This is a genomic window from Terriglobia bacterium (assembly GCA_020072785.1).
Lineage (GTDB): Bacteria > Acidobacteriota > Terriglobia > Acidiferrales > UBA7541 > Acidiferrum.
The window spans coordinates 152,500-168,933 of the sequence record JAIQGG010000001.1 but is presented as its reverse complement, the minus strand read 5'-3'; the positions used below and the strand labels follow the sequence as shown (position 1 = coordinate 168,933).

16 protein-coding genes are annotated in these 16,434 nt (G+C 61.2%); 7 read left to right on the top strand and 9 right to left on the bottom strand.

Annotated features, from left to right (window positions below; all coding sequences use genetic code 11):
• Nucleotides 1-72: 72 nt before the first annotated feature.
• From nrfD to LAN61_00710, 4 genes are all read right to left on the bottom strand, one after another.
• Nucleotides 73-2,115 (bottom strand): polysulfide reductase NrfD, encoded by a 2,043-nt coding sequence (gene nrfD / locus LAN61_00725; protein ID MBZ5539020.1) that lies wholly within the window; start codon nucleotides 2,113-2,115, stop codon nucleotides 73-75.
• Nucleotides 2,112-2,834: a 4Fe-4S dicluster domain-containing protein gene (locus LAN61_00720; GenBank protein ID MBZ5539019.1), complete on the bottom strand. Its 723-nt coding sequence runs from the start codon at nucleotides 2,832-2,834 to the stop codon at nucleotides 2,112-2,114. Before LAN61_00720 ends, nrfD begins: the two co-directional genes overlap by 4 nt.
• Before the next feature lie 105 nt (nucleotides 2,835-2,939).
• Nucleotides 2,940-3,356, bottom strand: coding sequence for a hypothetical protein (locus LAN61_00715; GenBank protein ID MBZ5539018.1), 417 nt, complete (start codon nucleotides 3,354-3,356; stop codon nucleotides 2,940-2,942).
• A gap of 161 nt (nucleotides 3,357-3,517) precedes the next feature.
• The gene (locus LAN61_00710) at nucleotides 3,518-4,066 is read right to left on the bottom strand and encodes an Rrf2 family transcriptional regulator (GenBank protein MBZ5539017.1); all 549 of its coding nucleotides are present in this window, start codon (nucleotides 4,064-4,066) and stop codon (nucleotides 3,518-3,520) included.
• Nucleotides 4,067-4,641: 575 nt separating this feature from the next.
• Here LAN61_00710 and msrP point away from each other — a divergent pair.
• The 3 genes from msrP to LAN61_00695 all read left to right on the top strand — a co-directional run bounded on the left by msrP (nucleotide 4,642) and on the right by LAN61_00695 (nucleotide 7,291).
• Nucleotides 4,642-5,604, top strand: a complete 963-nt coding sequence (gene msrP / locus LAN61_00705; GenBank protein ID MBZ5539016.1) for a protein-methionine-sulfoxide reductase catalytic subunit MsrP — start codon at nucleotides 4,642-4,644, stop codon at nucleotides 5,602-5,604.
• Nucleotides 5,605-5,630: 26 nt separating this feature from the next.
• Entirely contained in the window at nucleotides 5,631-6,245 is a 615-nt protein-coding gene (locus LAN61_00700; protein ID MBZ5539015.1) for a sulfoxide reductase heme-binding subunit YedZ, read from the top strand.
• Between the two features lie 389 nt (nucleotides 6,246-6,634).
• Nucleotides 6,635-7,291 carry a PEP-CTERM sorting domain-containing protein gene (locus LAN61_00695; protein MBZ5539014.1) on the top strand — a complete coding sequence of 219 codons (657 nt, stop codon included), beginning with the start codon at nucleotides 6,635-6,637 and terminating at the stop codon, nucleotides 7,289-7,291.
• Nucleotides 7,292-7,431: 140 nt separating this feature from the next.
• On the opposite strand, the gene LAN61_00690 is transcribed toward LAN61_00695, so the two are convergent.
• Nucleotides 7,432-7,794: a hypothetical protein gene (locus LAN61_00690; GenBank protein ID MBZ5539013.1), complete on the bottom strand. Its 363-nt coding sequence runs from the start codon at nucleotides 7,792-7,794 to the stop codon at nucleotides 7,432-7,434.
• A 228-nt stretch (nucleotides 7,795-8,022) separates the two neighbouring features.
• On the opposite strand from LAN61_00690, the gene LAN61_00685 reads away from it, so the two are divergent.
• On the top strand, nucleotides 8,023-9,387 hold the full coding sequence (locus tag LAN61_00685; GenBank protein ID MBZ5539012.1) for a dipeptidase: 1,365 nt from the start codon (nucleotides 8,023-8,025) through the stop codon (nucleotides 9,385-9,387).
• 76 nt (nucleotides 9,388-9,463) lie between these two features.
• Here the strand turns inward: LAN61_00685 and LAN61_00680 are convergent, their stop codons facing one another.
• Nucleotides 9,464-10,192, bottom strand: coding sequence for a DUF169 domain-containing protein (locus LAN61_00680; GenBank protein ID MBZ5539011.1), 729 nt, complete (start codon nucleotides 10,190-10,192; stop codon nucleotides 9,464-9,466).
• A 318-nt stretch (nucleotides 10,193-10,510) separates the two neighbouring features.
• Here LAN61_00680 and LAN61_00675 point away from each other — a divergent pair, with 318 nt between their 5' ends.
• Nucleotides 10,511-10,804 (top strand): HU family DNA-binding protein, encoded by a 294-nt coding sequence (locus LAN61_00675; protein ID MBZ5539010.1) that lies wholly within the window; start codon nucleotides 10,511-10,513, stop codon nucleotides 10,802-10,804.
• 217 nt (nucleotides 10,805-11,021) lie between these two features.
• On the opposite strand, the gene LAN61_00670 is transcribed toward LAN61_00675, so the two are convergent.
• Entirely contained in the window at nucleotides 11,022-11,396 is a 375-nt protein-coding gene (locus LAN61_00670; GenBank protein ID MBZ5539009.1) for a c-type cytochrome, read from the bottom strand.
• A gap of 166 nt (nucleotides 11,397-11,562) precedes the next feature.
• On the opposite strand from LAN61_00670, the gene LAN61_00665 reads away from it, so the two are divergent.
• Nucleotides 11,563-12,045, top strand: coding sequence for a tetratricopeptide repeat protein (locus LAN61_00665; protein MBZ5539008.1), 483 nt, complete (start codon nucleotides 11,563-11,565; stop codon nucleotides 12,043-12,045).
• 40 nt (nucleotides 12,046-12,085) lie between these two features.
• Here LAN61_00665 and LAN61_00660 read toward each other — a convergent pair whose 3' ends face one another.
• Both LAN61_00660 and LAN61_00655 read right to left on the bottom strand, forming a co-directional pair.
• Nucleotides 12,086-13,351, bottom strand: coding sequence for an MFS transporter (locus LAN61_00660; GenBank protein ID MBZ5539007.1), 1,266 nt, complete (start codon nucleotides 13,349-13,351; stop codon nucleotides 12,086-12,088).
• Nucleotides 13,352-13,819: 468 nt separating this feature from the next.
• A complete protein-coding gene (locus LAN61_00655) occupies nucleotides 13,820-14,038 on the bottom strand; it encodes a hypothetical protein (GenBank protein ID MBZ5539006.1) in 219 nt (72 codons plus the stop codon).
• A 277-nt stretch (nucleotides 14,039-14,315) separates the two neighbouring features.
• Here LAN61_00655 and LAN61_00650 point away from each other — a divergent pair, with 277 nt between their 5' ends.
• Nucleotides 14,316-16,343: a M28 family peptidase gene (locus LAN61_00650; protein MBZ5539005.1), complete on the top strand. Its 2,028-nt coding sequence runs from the start codon at nucleotides 14,316-14,318 to the stop codon at nucleotides 16,341-16,343.
• Nucleotides 16,344-16,434: the final 91 nt, after the last annotated feature.

The window sequence follows — 16,434 nt, the reverse complement described above, 5'->3', positions numbered from 1 at the left end:
CTGGCTTAGCGCATGCAAAAAGCGGTTGGTTCCGGCGCGCGTCTGAATCGCCGCCCGGCAGACACCCAGCGGTCAGTGGGGATGTTTCTCCTGCCCCGAACGGCGCATGCGCCAGAGGATTAAGTAGCCAAAGGCGTACAAATACACAACCCACATGATCCCGTAAAAAATTACAAAGGGCAGGCCGATGGCGGCCGTGGCGTACGGGGCGATAAGAACGCCCGCTGTGGGCAGCGCAGGAGTCGGACGCGAGCCAAAATCCACCAGGATCTCGGCGCGGGTGCCGCCGAAGGCCTCATCGCCGCCATAGGCGACCAGCACCGGGTACCTGCCGTAGCGCTGGTCGCGAACAACTAATTCCGCTTTTCCTTCTTCATTAGTTGGCCGGCTCCCGTACTGGACAAGTCCAAAGGAGGTGCGCAAGGAAAAGCTCACCGCCTGCATGGCAACAGGAGCTCCCCTCGCATCCTTCAACGTGGCCTTCAGGGCGATTGCGGAGGACGGCTTCTGCTCTTCCCCACTCTTGGAACCGAAGTGCAGTTGTCCAAAGAGTTGCGAAAGGCTGTGCTGCACCCGTCCTGCGGTAATGGCGTCCGGCGGCGCTTCCTCCGGCGAGGTCGCTGCAAGTTTGTCCGCAGGGAGAGCTTGCCATTCCAAGGAGAGCGCGGTCGGCGCAGGTTTCCGGGGCTTTCGGGTCTCGCCAGCGTGGGCCAGGCTGGCGCCTGCGAGAGTCAGCGTGATCAGGACGATCGGGATCGAGGAAATCGCGCCCCAGCCGCGAGGGGCGGGCGCAGCAGCTTCCGTTTCCACTGGGGCTACTTCCGGCTCGCGCGTCTCCCATATAGAGACCATCGGGAACAGCTTGGAGAACAGCGCATAGATCAGCAGAAACACGGCCACGGCCGCCGCGGTGACGGACCATTCCACCCAGGTGGGCCGATAGTGCGTCCATTCCCAGGGAATCCTTTGCCCGGGAAGGAAGGGGCTCGAGAGCGTGGGAACCACGATGAGATAGCGCTTGGCCCAGGCGCCCACAATGGCCAAAAACGAAGCCAGCGCGACGCCGGGGATGGTGAAGGACTGATGGCGGCCCAGCCCCAACACGGCCATTAACAGCAGCGCTGGGATGAACACACCGACGGCCTGCACGGTCCAGAACATCGGCGCGTAATCTCCGAAGAAGAGCCGCGTGAGATACTCCTTCTCGATTCCTTCGAACTTGTAGCCCATGGTCAGGTATTCGTTGATGTTGAAGTAAAGGTAAAGCATGGCGAAGGAGAGCAGGAGCAGCCCCAGATTGCGGAAGTGTACGGGTTCCAGATAATCCTGTAAGCGGAGCACGCGCCGCAGCACGTACATCGAGAAAATCACCGCCGCCGCTCCGGAGTAGATGGCGCCCACGACAAAGTAGGGGCCGAAGATACTGCTATTCCAGCCGGGGCGCAGGGTCATCGCAAAAATCCAGGAGACGACCGTGTGCACGGAAATGGCCAGCGGAATGATGACCACAGCCATCACCGAAATGGCACGTTCCAGCAGTGCCCACTGTGTGCTGCTGCCTGTCCAGCCCAGGGAAAGTTTTTTGTAGAAGCGCCGCCGCCACGCCCCCAGACTCGACTGCTCGGCCAGCAATGCGAAATCCGGAATCATCGGGATGTACAGGTAGAGAATGCAGCCGGTCAGGTAGGTGGACACCGAAAGCACGTCCCAGAGAATCGGCGATTGGATGCGGCCGTAGCGGAAGAGGTTGAGCATGCGCTCCGGGCGCCCGAGGTCGATGATCACCATCGGTCCTCCGATGCACAGCGCAAACACGGTGATGGCTTCGGCCAGCCGGGTAATGGGGCGCCGCCATTCCGTATGCGTGACGCGCAGGATGGCGGAAATCAGGGTGCCGGCATGACTGATGCCGATAAAGAAGACAAAGTTGGTGATGTACAAGCCCCAGGAGACTTCATCGCGCATTCCGGTTACGACCAGGCCGTGGCGGAGCTGATGCACGTAGGCATAGAGCCCCCACAGCACGACGGCCAGTAGCAGGGCAATCAACCGATAAAATCGCCCGGAGGTTTCCGTGAGGGTGCTGAGTAAGTGCGCTTCTCGTTTGGAAATCACGAATGCATCTCCAGTGCCTTCTTTTCATCCGGCGTCGGATACTTCCGGCTGGCCGGAGGAAGGTAGTAGACGCGCGGCTCCGTTCCCAGTTCTTCCAGCAGGCGGAAGGCCGCACCGCGCTTGGCAATTTTTGTGAATTGAATCGTTTCGCCCTTGCTATTCGTGACCGCGTCTTCCAGTTCATCCCCGAAATAGATGGCGCCCATCTTGCACCCTTGCGCACAGGCGGGCAGCTTGCCCGCGCGGAGCATGTGGGGGCAGAAGATGCATTTCTCGACGACGCCCTTGCGGTGCGGGTAGTTGTACTCCATCGAGTACGGCATGGAGAGCTCCGCCGGGGTGTGCTGCGGTTCTCCCCAATTGAACGAGCGCGCGGAGTACGGGCATTGCGCGATGCAGTTGCGGCAGCCGATGCAGCGCTCCTGATCCATCATCACGATGCCGTCGGTGCGCTTGAACGTCGCACCCACAGGACAGCCGCGCACGCAGGGTGGGTTATCGCACTGCATGCAGGGGCGCGGCAGGAAATAGCGGCCCGCCGCCGGGTTGTCGAGCACTTCGAAAACCTTGACCCATTCCTGCATGGGCGGAACAAAGTGCATGGTGCTGCAGGCGCGGGTGCAATCCCGGCAGCCATCGCACTTCGCCAGATCAATCACCATCACCCACTTTTGATTGGTGGGAGCAAGGGAACGCGCCGGAAGCACTTCGCGGAACATCGTGGCTGAGATTCCCTTCATGGCCACCCACGAAGCGACGATGGCCCCGGTTCCGCGGGCCAGGAATTGGAAGAAGCTTCTACGAGGCAGCGTCATGGGATGTCCTCACTGGGTGACGACCAAGCTCATTCTCATGTCATCGTGCCCGTCGCCGCATTTCACCGTGCACTCGATCAGATACTCCCCGGGGTCACTCGGCGCCACCAGGGTAAATTCCTGCACGCCCTCTTTCAGCCGCAGGTCCCAGCCCTGATCTTTCAGTTCTTTGATCGTGAAGCTATGGACGGTTCCGTCCTTGTCCCACTCGCCGGCCTTGTGCGCCGTGATGCGCAAGCGAATGACCTCGCCGGCCTTCACGGTGATGACGGGCTTGGTCTGTCCGGGGATCTTGAAACGGTTGTCCTTATCCGCAATCACGTTGATGACCTTCGGCCCGCCTCGAGCCACTCGCGGGACTTGTCCGAGCAGCAACAGCCCGCCGAGCACCACGCTGCCCGCCATGAAATATCTGGAGAAATGCATTGAATCACCTCCGCAAAAAGAATTTCTTCAGTGCGTCACATACTTCAGGATTGTCTCCGTTTTTTCGTCCGTCAGATTTGCGCGCCCGTTCCGGTGCTGCCTGCCGGCGCACTCCGCGGCCAATCGGAGGGCCACAAGAGCGACTGCTGGGAGAGGCTTTTTCACCGTGATTCTCTCTTGCTTACAGCAGAGGCTGCCGAAGCCGGTTCCGATTCACCCCCGCTCGCTTCGAGCGGGCATTCGCTCCCGTTGACGGTGCGTTTTGCAAGTTCTGCGATGGTGAGTTGTCCCCAGGCCTGCTGGTAGAGCCGGGTGGTCTCCAGCCACATCTCCCGGAGAGGGCCGGAGGGTTGATAGTCTTCCTCATCAGGGACTGGCGGCGTGAAAAGCTGCATCACCTGCTCGACGGTAGCCTGCTCCGCACCTTCCCGAAGCAGATAGCCTCCGCTCGAACCGCGGCGCGAGCGCACTAACCCCCGCAAAGTCAGATAGTGCAGAATTTTGGCAGCCTGGGAGCAGGGGATTTGAGCGCACTCCGCCACATGGGAAGCCGGGACCGGGTGTCCGGCCGAGATGGCAAGATAGATCAGTATCTTTATCGCGTGCCCCACTGACCTTGAGAGAACTTGCAGGGACATTTTTAGGCCATTCTGGGTATCTTCTGTGGATTCCGTAATGCAGTTGGACCACCATACCTCGGGCTGCGCCATCGTTCGGATCTAAATCCTTAATTTTCAAGTAGTCGCAAAGGCTGGACGATCCACCGCCTGCTCACTCCCAAGATTCGGGGAAAATGTTTGCTGTGTGAAATTTCGCTAAGTTGAGGGTTTTAACGCAAATACGGACTAGCTTAACCAGAATCATCTGCTTTCAAGACATCTATAGTGCACCACACTAATTTGGACAATCAGGGCTTCATTTTTAGTACAGATGTGTAGGTGTGGGTGCAACCAAAGAGGGGAAAATAGCTCCAATTTTCTTGTAAGCGATACCCAAAAAAGACACTTAGAGTTTTGAGACTTCCGGCTGTTAACCGAAGGGCGGTCTGCAGTGCTTCGCCGATGATTGGCGGAAGGAGGCACGACTGCCACCGGTTTCATTTTTCAAGACCACCGGTTTTAACCGCTCACCCACTCCTCTGCCGCCTATTGTAGCCCGAAGCCTCTCCGAGGCACACTGTTGTAAGGTGCAGATCGCGAATCCCCGGGCCAAATTCTGCGTCTAATGACAAGATAGACGCGGACCATGCGGAGCAAGCCGTGCTCATGGCCGCCGGAGGGCAGGAATGCTGGTGCGACGGAAACCGGAGTTGACAAGCGCCGATGTGACGCCGAAATCCGTCTACCAGGAGCGGCGAACGTTCCTCCGCGGGGTGGGCCTGGCGGGCGCCGCGGCGCTGGCCGGCAAAGGCCTGTTGGAGCTGTTTGCCCCGGCGCGCGCGGCCGCGGCCACCACCAAGCTCAGCGGCGTCATCCCGGGCGCGTTCCGCACCAACGAGCCACCCACTCCCTACAACGACGTGACCCACTACAATAACTTCTATGAATTCGGCATCGACAAAACCGATCCCGCAAAGAACGCGCAAAACTTTCGCACCTCGCCGTGGCTCGTTTCCGTCGAGGGCGAGGTCTACAAGCCGCGCAAGTTCTCCCTGGAAGAACTCCTGAAGCTGGCGCCCCTGGAAGAGCGCATCTACCGGCACCGCTGCGTGGAGGCCTGGTCGATTGTCGTGCCCTGGATCGGCTACTCCTTTCAGGCTCTCGCCAAACTCGTCGAGCCCACGCCCAAGGCACGCTTCGTCGCCTTCCAGAGCTTCTACGACCCCGCGCAGATGCCGCAGGCCAAATATGCGGGGCTGGAATTTCCTTACGTCGAAGGTTTGCGCCTCGACGAGGCGATGCATCCCCTGGCGCTGCTCTGCCTCGGCATGTACGGGGAAACGCTGCCCAATCAGGACGGCGCGCCGGTGCGCCTGGTTCTTCCCTGGAAATACGGCTTCAAGAGCATCAAGTCGCTGGTGAAAATCCGCTTCACCTCGAGCCAGCCTCCCACCAGCTGGAACCTCGCCAATCCCCGTGAGTACGGCTTCTACTCCAACGTCAATCCCGCCGTGGACCACCCGCGCTGGAGCCAGGCCAAGGAGCGCCGTCTGGGGGATTTCTTCAAGCGCGCCACCCTGCCCTTCAACGGCTATGCCGACCAGGTTGCCAGCCTCTACTCCGGCATGGATCTCCGGAAATATTTTTGAGCTGGGGCCTCCGCGTGCGCGCTTTCCTGGCCGGAAACTGGGCCAAAACCATCGTCTTCTTCGCGGGCCTGCTGCCACTGGCAGACCTCGTATGGCGCAGCCTGCACCACGGTCTCACCGCCAATCCCATCGAGTTCATCACCCACGCCACCGGGGACTGGACGCTGCGCTTTCTCCTCCTCACCCTGGCCATCACGCCCCTGCGCCAGGCATTGCGTCTACCCGAGCTGATCCGCCTGCGCCGCATGTTCGGCCTTTTCGCCTTTTTTTACGCCTGTCTGCACTTCTCCACCTATATCGGCCTCGACAAATTCTTCGATCTCGCAGAGATGGGCAAAGACGTGGCCAAACGCCGCTTCATCACCGTGGGCTTCACCGCCTATCTGCTGCTGATACCCTTGGCCGTCACCTCGACTGCCGGCTGGATCCGCCGCCTCGGCGGGCGACGCTGGCAGCTCCTGCACCGCGCCATCTACCTCAGCGCGACCGCCGGAGTCATTCATTATTACTGGCTGGTGAAGTCGGCCGTGCTCCGGCCCCTGGCCTATGGCCTGGTTGTCGGAATCTTGCTGCTATGGCGTTTAGCGGAATGGTCAGCGCGGCGCCGGCGCGCCCTGGCTCACGGTCCTGTTTCGCCGTGAATAGCAGGATGCAACGAGCAGGGCCCCCTCTGGCCCGGCTATTACACGCATTTACAGCGTGCCATGTTTAGGGATCATTTCTGGATCGAATGCGGCCAAGGGGTATCTAATATTCGTTGACAGTTTTAGGTCATCCGGACCGTTCCATTTTGGAACATAATTGCCTATTTTGTGAAATCGCTGGTCTTCATTATCCCAAGACTCTCTTCGGTGTAAATAATAACTTCCATAATATCTATAGCTTACGATTAGAGAGGGTTGGCTTGGAACTTGCTAATAATCCTATGGCTAGAAGACTCTAGTGCTATGCCATGTTCGCCCAGAAGGCTGAACAGCAGTAGGCGGAAGGGCCAGTAAGGGATTTTAACCAGAGGTCACGGAGGCTGTCTGTGGCAATGAAATGGCTTCTTATGTTCGTTTTTGTTCTTTGCTTGACTCTGACAGGAGTTCCGGCTTTTGCCGATACCAGTCTTCCTATTCAGAACGCCTCGTTTGAGATCATAAGCGCAAGCGCGGTGTCGGTTAGCTGCGGTTCCGGCTGCTTCTACAATAGCGGCCCCATACCGGGTTGGACGATAACAGGTGCTACCGGAGATTGGCAGCCCAATTCCAGCTACTACAATCTTCCCTTGCCGGACGGCAACGTCATTGCCTACAGCAACGGCGGCAGTCTTTCCCAGACGTTGACCGGCGTCTCCCTGCAACCCAATTCCACCTACACCCTGACGGTTGCTGTGGGGAACCGGCTGGGTGGCTATACCTCTTCGGGGCAATATACGATTCAGTTGGATGCGGGCTCGACTGTGCTGGCCACTGTGACCGGTTCGAATTCGTCTATCACCCCGGGCACGTTTATGGATGTGGTTTTGACGTACACCACGGGTAGCACGGTCACCCCTGGGGATCTGACGATTGTGTTGAGCGGCAGCGGATCACAGGTCAATTTCGACAACGTGCGGACGAGCGTTCCCGAGCCGTCCTCCCTGAGCATGGCGGTCATGGGGCTGGCGTTTTTCGGGTTGCTCTCCCGCTTCCTCCGGTCCTGAACACGGAGTGCAAATTGGGTAAGCGTACCGCGGCACAAATGTGCCGCGGTATTTTGTTTTTGGGAGTCTTGCGGCTCACCGATGACCCGCGGCGCAGTAGGCAGCGCACTGTTTCGTTGACCGCTTCGCGGTCACACCTGTCAATGACCGTGGGATGATTCGCCGGCCCCCGGCAACCCTTGGGTCCCGAATTCCAGGCCCCAGAAATGCGGCGCCGGGGAGAGAAACTCCACCCCGATGCGCTGGCCCTTTTCCCCGCTTTCCCCCAGGAACACCACGCGGCACTCCTGCTCTTCCTGCGTGAGCGGGTTGCCGAGAATCAGCAATTCACCCTCATCCACTTCGTGGTGCAGGCAGAGCAGTCCGCCGTTGGCGTCCACCACCAGCGTCTCGCATGTTTCGCGGAACTTGCGCCCGTCGTGGCCCCGCCCGCTGGCCTGCAAGCGCATGCGGTGAAAGACCCGTGCACAGCGGCGCCGCGCGGGATAGGGCACGGAACTCATGGCGCTATCTTCCGCCAAGGGCTAAGAAGGGTCAATTCCCCAGTCCCGTGCTGTTCCTGAAAATGTACCTGCATTTCAGGCTCTCTAAGGTTGATAGGAACTCGATAATCATACTATCCTGTCAGGGGTAGCGGGGGGTGTTATCAACGGTTCGCTTCTCCCCAGGGAGCGAACTTTCTTGTCTCTGTTTTCGTACGGATTAAGAAGACATTCACCTCAGAGGGGCTCATGAACCTGGCTGACTACATTAATGCACAACGCGATGCACACCTCCAGGAGTTGTGCGAATTCCTGCGCATCCCCAGCATCAGCGCGAAGAGCGAGCACAAACCGGATATCGAGCGCGCTGCCAACTGGGTCGCGGACCATCTCCGCTCCGCCGGCTTCCCAACCGTGGAAGTCGTTCCCACCGCTATGCATCCCCTGGTCTATGCGGAATCCCTGCAAGCGCCGGGCAAGCCGACCGTTCTTTTCTACGGCCACTATGACGTGCAGCCCCCCGAGCCCCTGGAGTTGTGGACCTCGCCGGCCTTCGAACCCGCCGTGCGCAACGGCAATCTCTATGGCCGCGGCACCGCCGACGACAAGGGCCAGGTGCACATCCACCTGAAAGCGCTGGAATCGCTGCACAAGGTGCACGGCAAGCTGCCCATCAACGTCAAAGTGCTGATCGAAGGCGAAGAGGAAGTGGGCAGCGTCAGCCTGTGGAACTACGTCCAGAACAACAAGGCCAAGCTGCAGGCCGACGCCCTGATCGTCTCCGACACTTCCATGCTGGCCAAGGGCGTGCCCTCCATCACCTACGGCCTGCGCGGCCTTAACTACTATCAGATCGAGTTGACCGGCCCCGAGCGCGACCTGCATTCCGGTGTTTACGGCGGCGCGGTCCCCAACCCCCTCACCATCCTCTGTGAGCTTTTCGCCAAACTGCACGACAAGGATTTCCGCGTCGCCATCCCCGGCTTCTACACCGGCGTCGCCAAGCTCTCCGCCGCCGAGCGCAAGGCCCTCAACGCCCTGCCCTGGAAAGAGAAGGACTTCCGCAAGGCCGTGGGCGCCCCGGGCTACTGCGGGGAGAAGGGTTTCTCCATCGTCGAGCGCCTCTGGGCGCGGCCCACGCTGGAGCTCAACGGCATCTGGGGCGGCTACCAGGGCGAGGGCGCCAAGACGGTCATCGCTTCCAAGGCCTATGCGAAATTCTCCACGCGCCTGGTGCCCAATCAGAAACCGGAAAAAATCGCGCGCCTCGTCGAAAAACACCTGCGCAAGCTGCTCCCGAAAACGGTGAAGATGAAGTTCGAAACGCTCAGCACCGGCAAGCCCTGGGTCGCGCCGTTCCACGCCCCGATCTTCCACATCGCGCAGGGCGCCCTGCAGAAGGGTTTCGGCAAGAAGGCCGTCTTCATCCGCGAGGGCGGCTCCATCCCCTTTGTCACCCAGATGCACGATACCTTCAAGGTGCCCTGCGTGCTCCTCGGCTTCGGCCTGCCCGACGAAAACGCCCACGCCCCCGACGAGCACATCGCCCTGGAAAACTACTTCAGCGGCATCAAGGCCATCGCCCACTTCTACGAGGACCTGGCCTCCCTCTGATCGCCGCAAGCGCCGATCACAAACGCGAAGGGGCACGATGTATCGTGCTCCTTCTTTTTTTTGCAGGGAATTTTTCCTAAAGTGTGGAGAGCTGGGAGCGGCGGCCCTGGGCATAGCCGGTGAGCGCGGCGTTGGCGCCGGTGATCACACCGAGCGCCTCGGCCACCGCCGCCAGATCACTGCCGCGCAGCACGATGTACATCTCCCCCTCGCCGAGGCCGGTGTAGACGCGGTTGCCAATGCACCCCAGGCTCATCACTGCGCCGTGCTCCAGCGAAGCGGGCAGCGCCATGCACGTCGGGCGGCCCAGCGCGGGCATCCCCGCGCCCTTGCCGGCGCGCAGCGCCGCTTCATTCAGCAGCATGGCCGCCGCCGGCGGGCACGCAAACAGCACCACGTCGGGCGCCACGGGTACTTCCCCCAGCGGCGCATAGACGATTGCCGCCGGCGTCTTCGCCAGCCGCGGAATCTGCGGCACTTCCTCCGGCCGCACGTAGCCCAGCTCGAACATCATCTGCAGCGTCTCTCCGGTCTCTTTTTCACGCTCCGGCGAAAGGGGGATATTGTGCGTGTAGGCGCCCACGGCGCAATTGAAATGATTTTCCGGCACGGTGTAAAACACGCGCCCCTCCGCCGCCAGCCGCCAGAAGCTGCATCCGGAGGGCTCCGTCCCCGAAAATTGCGCCATCTTCAAGGAGGCCGCGGGCGGCGCGTCCAGAAAGGCCACGGCCACGGGCCGGCGGGCCAGCTTGAGCGCTCCCCTGATGTGCACTTCCAGCTCTTTCCAGTTTGGACCACCGCTCATGGGTCTGCTTCCTCCGCGGGATAGCGAATTTCAGAGCTTAGCACAAGGGGCCCCGCCGTTCTCCCCAGGGGAAAACTGCGGGCCGCCCCGAAAAAATCCGCGCAAAAAAAACCCACCGATGGGCCCGGCAAAAGGAGCGGTCCGGAAAATCCTCATTTTTCCGGGCTTTTTTGCGGTTTTTTTCTTGCGTTCCGCTTATCCCTTGGCTATAGTGCCGTGCGGCACGCGTTCTGGGCACCGAATCCGGTAAAGACCGCGCGGCCTGCCCCGAGACTCTCGGGATCAATGGAACGATAAACAGGAGGATAGGCAAACTAAATGGCAGCCAAGCCGATGAGCAAGAGCAAGATCGTGGCAACCATTGCCGACAAGTGCGGCACGCCGAAGAAGACCGCGGCCCAGTTCTTTGAAGAACTGTTCAAGCTGGCCGTGAAAGAGTGCAAGGGCGGTGCGGGCAAGTTCGTGATTCCGAACATTGGCCGCGCAGTCAAAGCGCACCGCAAGGCGCGCATGGGCCGCAACCCGGCGACGGGCGAGGCCATCAAGATCAAGGCCAAGACCGTGGTTCGCCTGCGTCCAGCGAAGGCGTTCAAGGACGCCGTTCTCGGATAAGCAGCGTTCCGCGCCAGCGGGACACTCTGCTTGCTCCGGCGTGCAACGCGCCGGCGCCGGGCGGCGGTAGAAGTGAATTCGCCCTTCGCGGGCTTGAGAGGACTCAAGCCCGCGAAGGGCTTTTTTACGCCCAGGGCGGCGAAGAAAAAACGGGACAGGCATTCCTGCCTGTCCCGGAGCCCGCCCGTAAACCGGTCGCGGAAATTGCGCGCGAGAACTACAGGGTGCGCACGTAGTGCACTACGTCCTTGATCTCGTCGGCGCCGAGCACATCCTTGAAGGGGGGCATGAGATTGTCGCCGTTCTCGATCCAGGTTTTCAGCGATTCATCGGTGATCTTGCCGCCGGTGACGCCAAAGGTGCCGCGCTTGTTCAATCCCTTCAGCCCGGGCCCGATTTTTCGCTCCACTGAGGTCGCGTAGTGGCACACCGCGCATTTCTTGTCGAAAATGGCCTTGCCGCGCTGCACCGCTCCCGCCGAACTGGCGCGCGCTTGTTTTTTCTCTCCGCCTTGCGGCGCGGATGTTTCCGCCAAGGCCACGCCGGCCATCGCCAGAACCGTCACGGCCAGCCAGATCAGATCCCGCTTCACGAAGCCCCCTTTTTCCTGCTGGGATTGGACAGGGGATATTCTCCCTGTTTCGCCGGACAAATTCCAGCCGGGAAATCTGCTGGGCGGAGGTACAGTTGCGTCCCGGACACACCCAAACTTTGGTACTTTTGACGCCGTCGAAGCGCGGGTGTTAGCTGGAAGTGTGATGAACCCGGAAACCTTTTCCAACGCATGGGAACTCCTGCAGGACGCCTACCAGGCTCAGATGGAAGGCGATTACGACCACGCCGTCGAACTCTATCGCGCCTCGCTCAGTCTGCACCCGACGGCCGAAGCGCACACGTTCCTCGGCTGGGCCTACCATTTTCAGGGCCACTTCGAGGAGGCCATCGCCGAGTGCAAGAAGGCCATCGAGGTCGATCCGGAGTTCGGCAATCCCTATAACGACATCGGGGCCTACCTGATCGAGCTGCAGCGCTACGACGAGGCCATCCCGTGGCTGGAGAGCGCCATCGGAGCGCAGCGCTACGAGCCGCGGCATTTCCCGCACTTCAACCTGGGCCGCGCTTATCTGGCCAAGGAAATGTATGCGCGGGCGCGGGCCTGCTTCCAGAAGGCGCTGGAGATCGAGCCGCGCTACCGTCTAGCGCGCGAGGCCCTGGAGTCCCTGCGCCGCCTGGTCAATTGACGGCCGTAGAGCGTCCTCCAGAGCGCAGAATTTCCACCGCTCACGCCTTCTCTCCGGGGCGCACCGCGCGGTCATAAATCCACAGCAGCAGCGTGGTCACCAGACCGATGCCGGCCAGCACCCACCAGATGCGTTCGGGCTGGTGCGCCACTTCGCCGAAGTGGTGGAGCAGGCGCCCGCCGAACCATCCGCCCACCAGCGAGCCGATGCCGATAGGCATGAACGCGAAGCCCATGTACGTCCCCTGCTGCCCGGCCGGGGCCAGGCGCGAGATGTATTCGTAATAGCGCGGCGCCTGGGTGATCTCGCCGATAGCCAGGACGAAGATGGAGGCCACCGCGGTCCACACCGAGGGATGCGCCGCCAGGATCAGCCAGGAGAGCGAGGTGATCAGCGTGCCGATGATGATCGCCCGGAAGGCCGGGATTTTGCGCGTGAGGTAGCTGGCCACCACCTGCAGGCTGATCACCGTCAGCGCATCGGTGATCAGGATCATCTCCACGTCGGCTCTGGCGTCCACGTAGCTGTGCAGATAGACGGGCAGGGCGATGTACTGCTGCCAGAAGACGATCCAGTAGCCGGAGAAGATCAGCAGAAAAAGCATGAACTTGGGATTGCTTAGGACGGCGAAAAAGTTGCGCGCGACTTCGCCGAGACTGGCGGTCTGCACCTCGCCGGAGCGGCGCGGCTCCTTGAAAAAGAGCAGCACGGCGAAGAACATCAGGAAGACGCTGGCTGCGGAGATGCGGAAGACGTTTTCCACGCCCAGGTGGCGGTGCGCCCAGGAGGCCACGAAGGGCCCGGCCGTGCCCCCGATATTCACCAGCGTGTAGTAAATGGAATAGCCGATGGAGCGCACATTTTCGTTGGAGGCGCGCGCCGTGGTGCCCACCACGCAGGGCTTCACCAGCGCCACGCCCAGCGCCGGGAGCATCAGCACGAAGCCCACCAGCGCCACCAGGGGCACCGCCGCGCGTATGGGCGCCATCCAGCCCGCGCCCAGCGAGCCCAGCAGGAAGTACGCGGCGCTCAGGATCAGAAACGCCAGCGACAGCGCCCGCCGGAATCCCAGCCGGTCGGCCAGCGCCCCGCCGAAAATCGCCAGGAACCACACCATGCCGCCGAAGATGCCCGTGAGCGTGCCGGTCTGCGCCGCCGGGAATTTCAGGGTCTCGTGCAGATAGTTGGCCAGCGAAGCGAACGCTCCGTAATACGACAAGCGCTCGAAAATCTCGCTGATGTTGGCGACCCAGAACGCCGGCTGGAATCCTTCGCGTATCTCCTGCAGCCGCTGGCTAAGACTCATGGAGCCTCCGGGGATTGCGAGGCGGGATTGTATAGGAGCCCGGCAAAGAAGCGAAGCAAGGAAGTAACGAGGCAAGGAGATAAGGAAAGAGCGTGCGCCCAGGTAGAGGGCTCGGGCGAGGATGAAAAGATACGAGGATACCCCCCTGCACCCCCCGTGTTTTTTGTAAAGTGTGCGCAAGACATTGATTTGGAAAGAGTTCTTTTTCGCTCTTGTGCAAGAGTGTGATTCGGCGGGAGATTAAGTATTTGTTTTTTGTAATGGATGCGCACTCTTCGGAAAGAGTGTGTAACGTGCAGATTTTACAGGGATTATTTGCGGGCTTGGGGTGCAAAAGAGTGCGGGGTTCGCAAGAGCAGATTCTAAAGGGCTTATGGGTAGGAGAGGGGTGTGGACGGCAGAGTGGGGCGGACACGGGGTGCGTCCAATCTCCTCCGCCAAAAACAACTAAATATAACTGATTCGATACTAATAGTCAATGGAAATCAACAGTATCCGACTCGAAACGTACGGACAGAAATTTTCCCCACGACTAAACCGAGCCGGGTCTTGGGAGAGGAAGCGGCCGGTAGCTTGGTCGTAGTATCTGGCGCGATAGTACGATGGGCTAGACAGGATGGCGAAGCGGTTCCGAAAAACCATCGGGGAGGAAAGAGGCGCGTTGCCGATTTCGCGTAAGTTGAGCATGAAGCTGACTCTAAACCCGGAGCCTTACAAAACAAAGGGTCCGGCACCCAGTCGGTTCCCAGGGGCTAAGGGCCTGCCACCGCCAAGATCACAGACTGAAGTCTGTGCTACTCCGATTACAGCGCGCCGCGCCGCTCCCAAGCTGTAGCCGATCCAGCGGAGCCATGAGTTTCGCAAGCGAAGGAGCGATGGCGGTAGAATGCGCCGGCGGGGTCCTGTACCCTTTCCCGGAAGACTCTGGGGCGGAGTTTGCCCCGACCGCTCTGGAGGAATGCTTATGCGCCGCATTGCCATCTTACTTTTCGTCCTGCTGCTGGTTTCTGCCGTCGCCGCGGCGCAGAAGGCGCCGCTGCTTGCGGAAAAGGAGGTGGCGGCGCTGGCGCAGGAGCTTTCCGGAGAAACGGCCAAGCGCAATCTCGAGGGCATCGTGCGCTATCACCGGCAACGCGGCTCGCGCGGCTTCCACGCCGCGGCGGAACTGGTCGCGGAGCGCGCCCGCGCCTACGGACTTTCCGACGTGCAGATCCTGCAGTTTCCCGCGGACGGAAAAATCTTCTACGGCACGCAGCGCTCGCGCATGCCATGGGACGCCGATTTCGCCGAGCTGTGGGAGATGCAGAAGGATGGGAATGGCTGGAAGCCGGGCGTGCTGATGGCCAGCTACGAGGCTCAACCCATCACGCTGGCGGAAGACAGCGAGAGCGCGGACGCCACCGCCGATCTCGTGGACGTGGGCAACGGCACAGCCGACGCCGACTACGCGGGCAAAGAGGTGCGCGGGAAGATGGTCCTGGCCGCGGCGCAGGCCGGCGCGGTGCAGGAGCTGGCGGTGGGCAAATACGGCGCCGCGGGCATCGTCAGCTACGCGCAGAACCAGCGCACCGCGTGGTATGGCGAGGACGAAAACCTGATCCGCTGGGGCCACCTGGAGACTTTCTCGCCCAACAAGACTTTCGGCTTCATGGTGTCGCTGAAGACCGCGCGGGCGCTGCGCGAACGCCTCGCGCGCGGCGAGCAGATCCGCCTGCATGCCACGGTGAAGGCCGGGCAGCATCCTGGCAACTACGAGATTGTCACTGCCACGATCCCCGGCGCCGACCCCAAGCTAAAGGACGAAGAGATCGCCTTCAGCTGCCACCTCGACCACCAACGGCCCGGGGCCAACGACAATGCCAGTGGTTGCGTGACCATCCTGGAGGTCGCCCGCACGCTGCAGAAGCTGATCCACGAAGGAAAACTGCCGCGCCCCGCGCGCACGATACGCTTTATCTGGCCGCCGGAGGTCGAAGGCACGGTGGTGCTGCTCAACGGCAAACCGGAATTCGCGCGGCGCATCAAGGCCGCCATTCACATGGACATGGTCGGGGGTGGGCCGGCGACCAAAGCGGTGTTCCACGTGACACGCGGTCCCATGAGTTTGCCTTCCTTCGTGCACGACGTCGCCTGGGCCTTCGCGGAATTCGTCAACGAGCAGACCTACAAGTTCGCCGCCACCGGCAGCGCCGAGTATCCCCTGGCGGCCCCCGAGGGGGGCAAGGAGCCGCTCGAGGCGCAGTTCAGCGCCTACACCATGGGCAGCGACCACGACGTTTATCAGGACAGCTCGTTCAAGATCCCCGCGATCTATCTGAACGACTGGCCGGACCGCTACATCCACACCAATCTCGACACCGCCGCCAACATTGACACCACCAAATTGAAGCGCGCCGCCTTCATCGGGGCCGCCAGCGGCTACTTCCTGGCGCAGCTCGGCGAGAATGACGTGCAGGCCCTCGTTCAGAACACGATGCACACGATTGACTACGAGCTTCTCGCAGCAAGCACCCGGCGCGGCGCAGAACTCTCCCGGGAGGAGGCAAATAATTTGTATGGCCATGCCATCGTCAATGCCACGCTCGCCAAGAGTGCGCTTCTGGATTTTGCCGGGGGAGGTTCGAACGGACGCGAAGCACTCGCTCGCGAGCTTTCCACGTACGCATCCCAGCGAACTGCGATGGGCGATGGCCTGCTCGTTTTCCGGCGTAGCGCGCAGCCCAGAGGACCGCTCGCGGTGTTTGGCTACGACTACTTTGCCGATCATGCGCAGGCCGCGGGCATCGCCACGCCGAAGCTGCTCAGCTACGAGGGGCTGTGGGGCGGGGGCGAGGAGTACGCGTACGAAGTGCTGAACTTCGCCGACGGCACGCGCAACGCGCAGCAGATCCGCGACGCTGTCGCCGCGGAATACGGGCCGGTGGCGCTCGAGTTGGTGGTGGAATATCTGCGCGCGCTGGAGAGGATCGGGGTGGTGGCGCAGGTGAAGTGAGGAAAAACCGCAGGGCTCCCTGCGGTTGCCCTGCGCTACAGGAGGCCTGCGCTACACGGGGCGGAACGGCGTGTGCTACCATCGCTGCGCC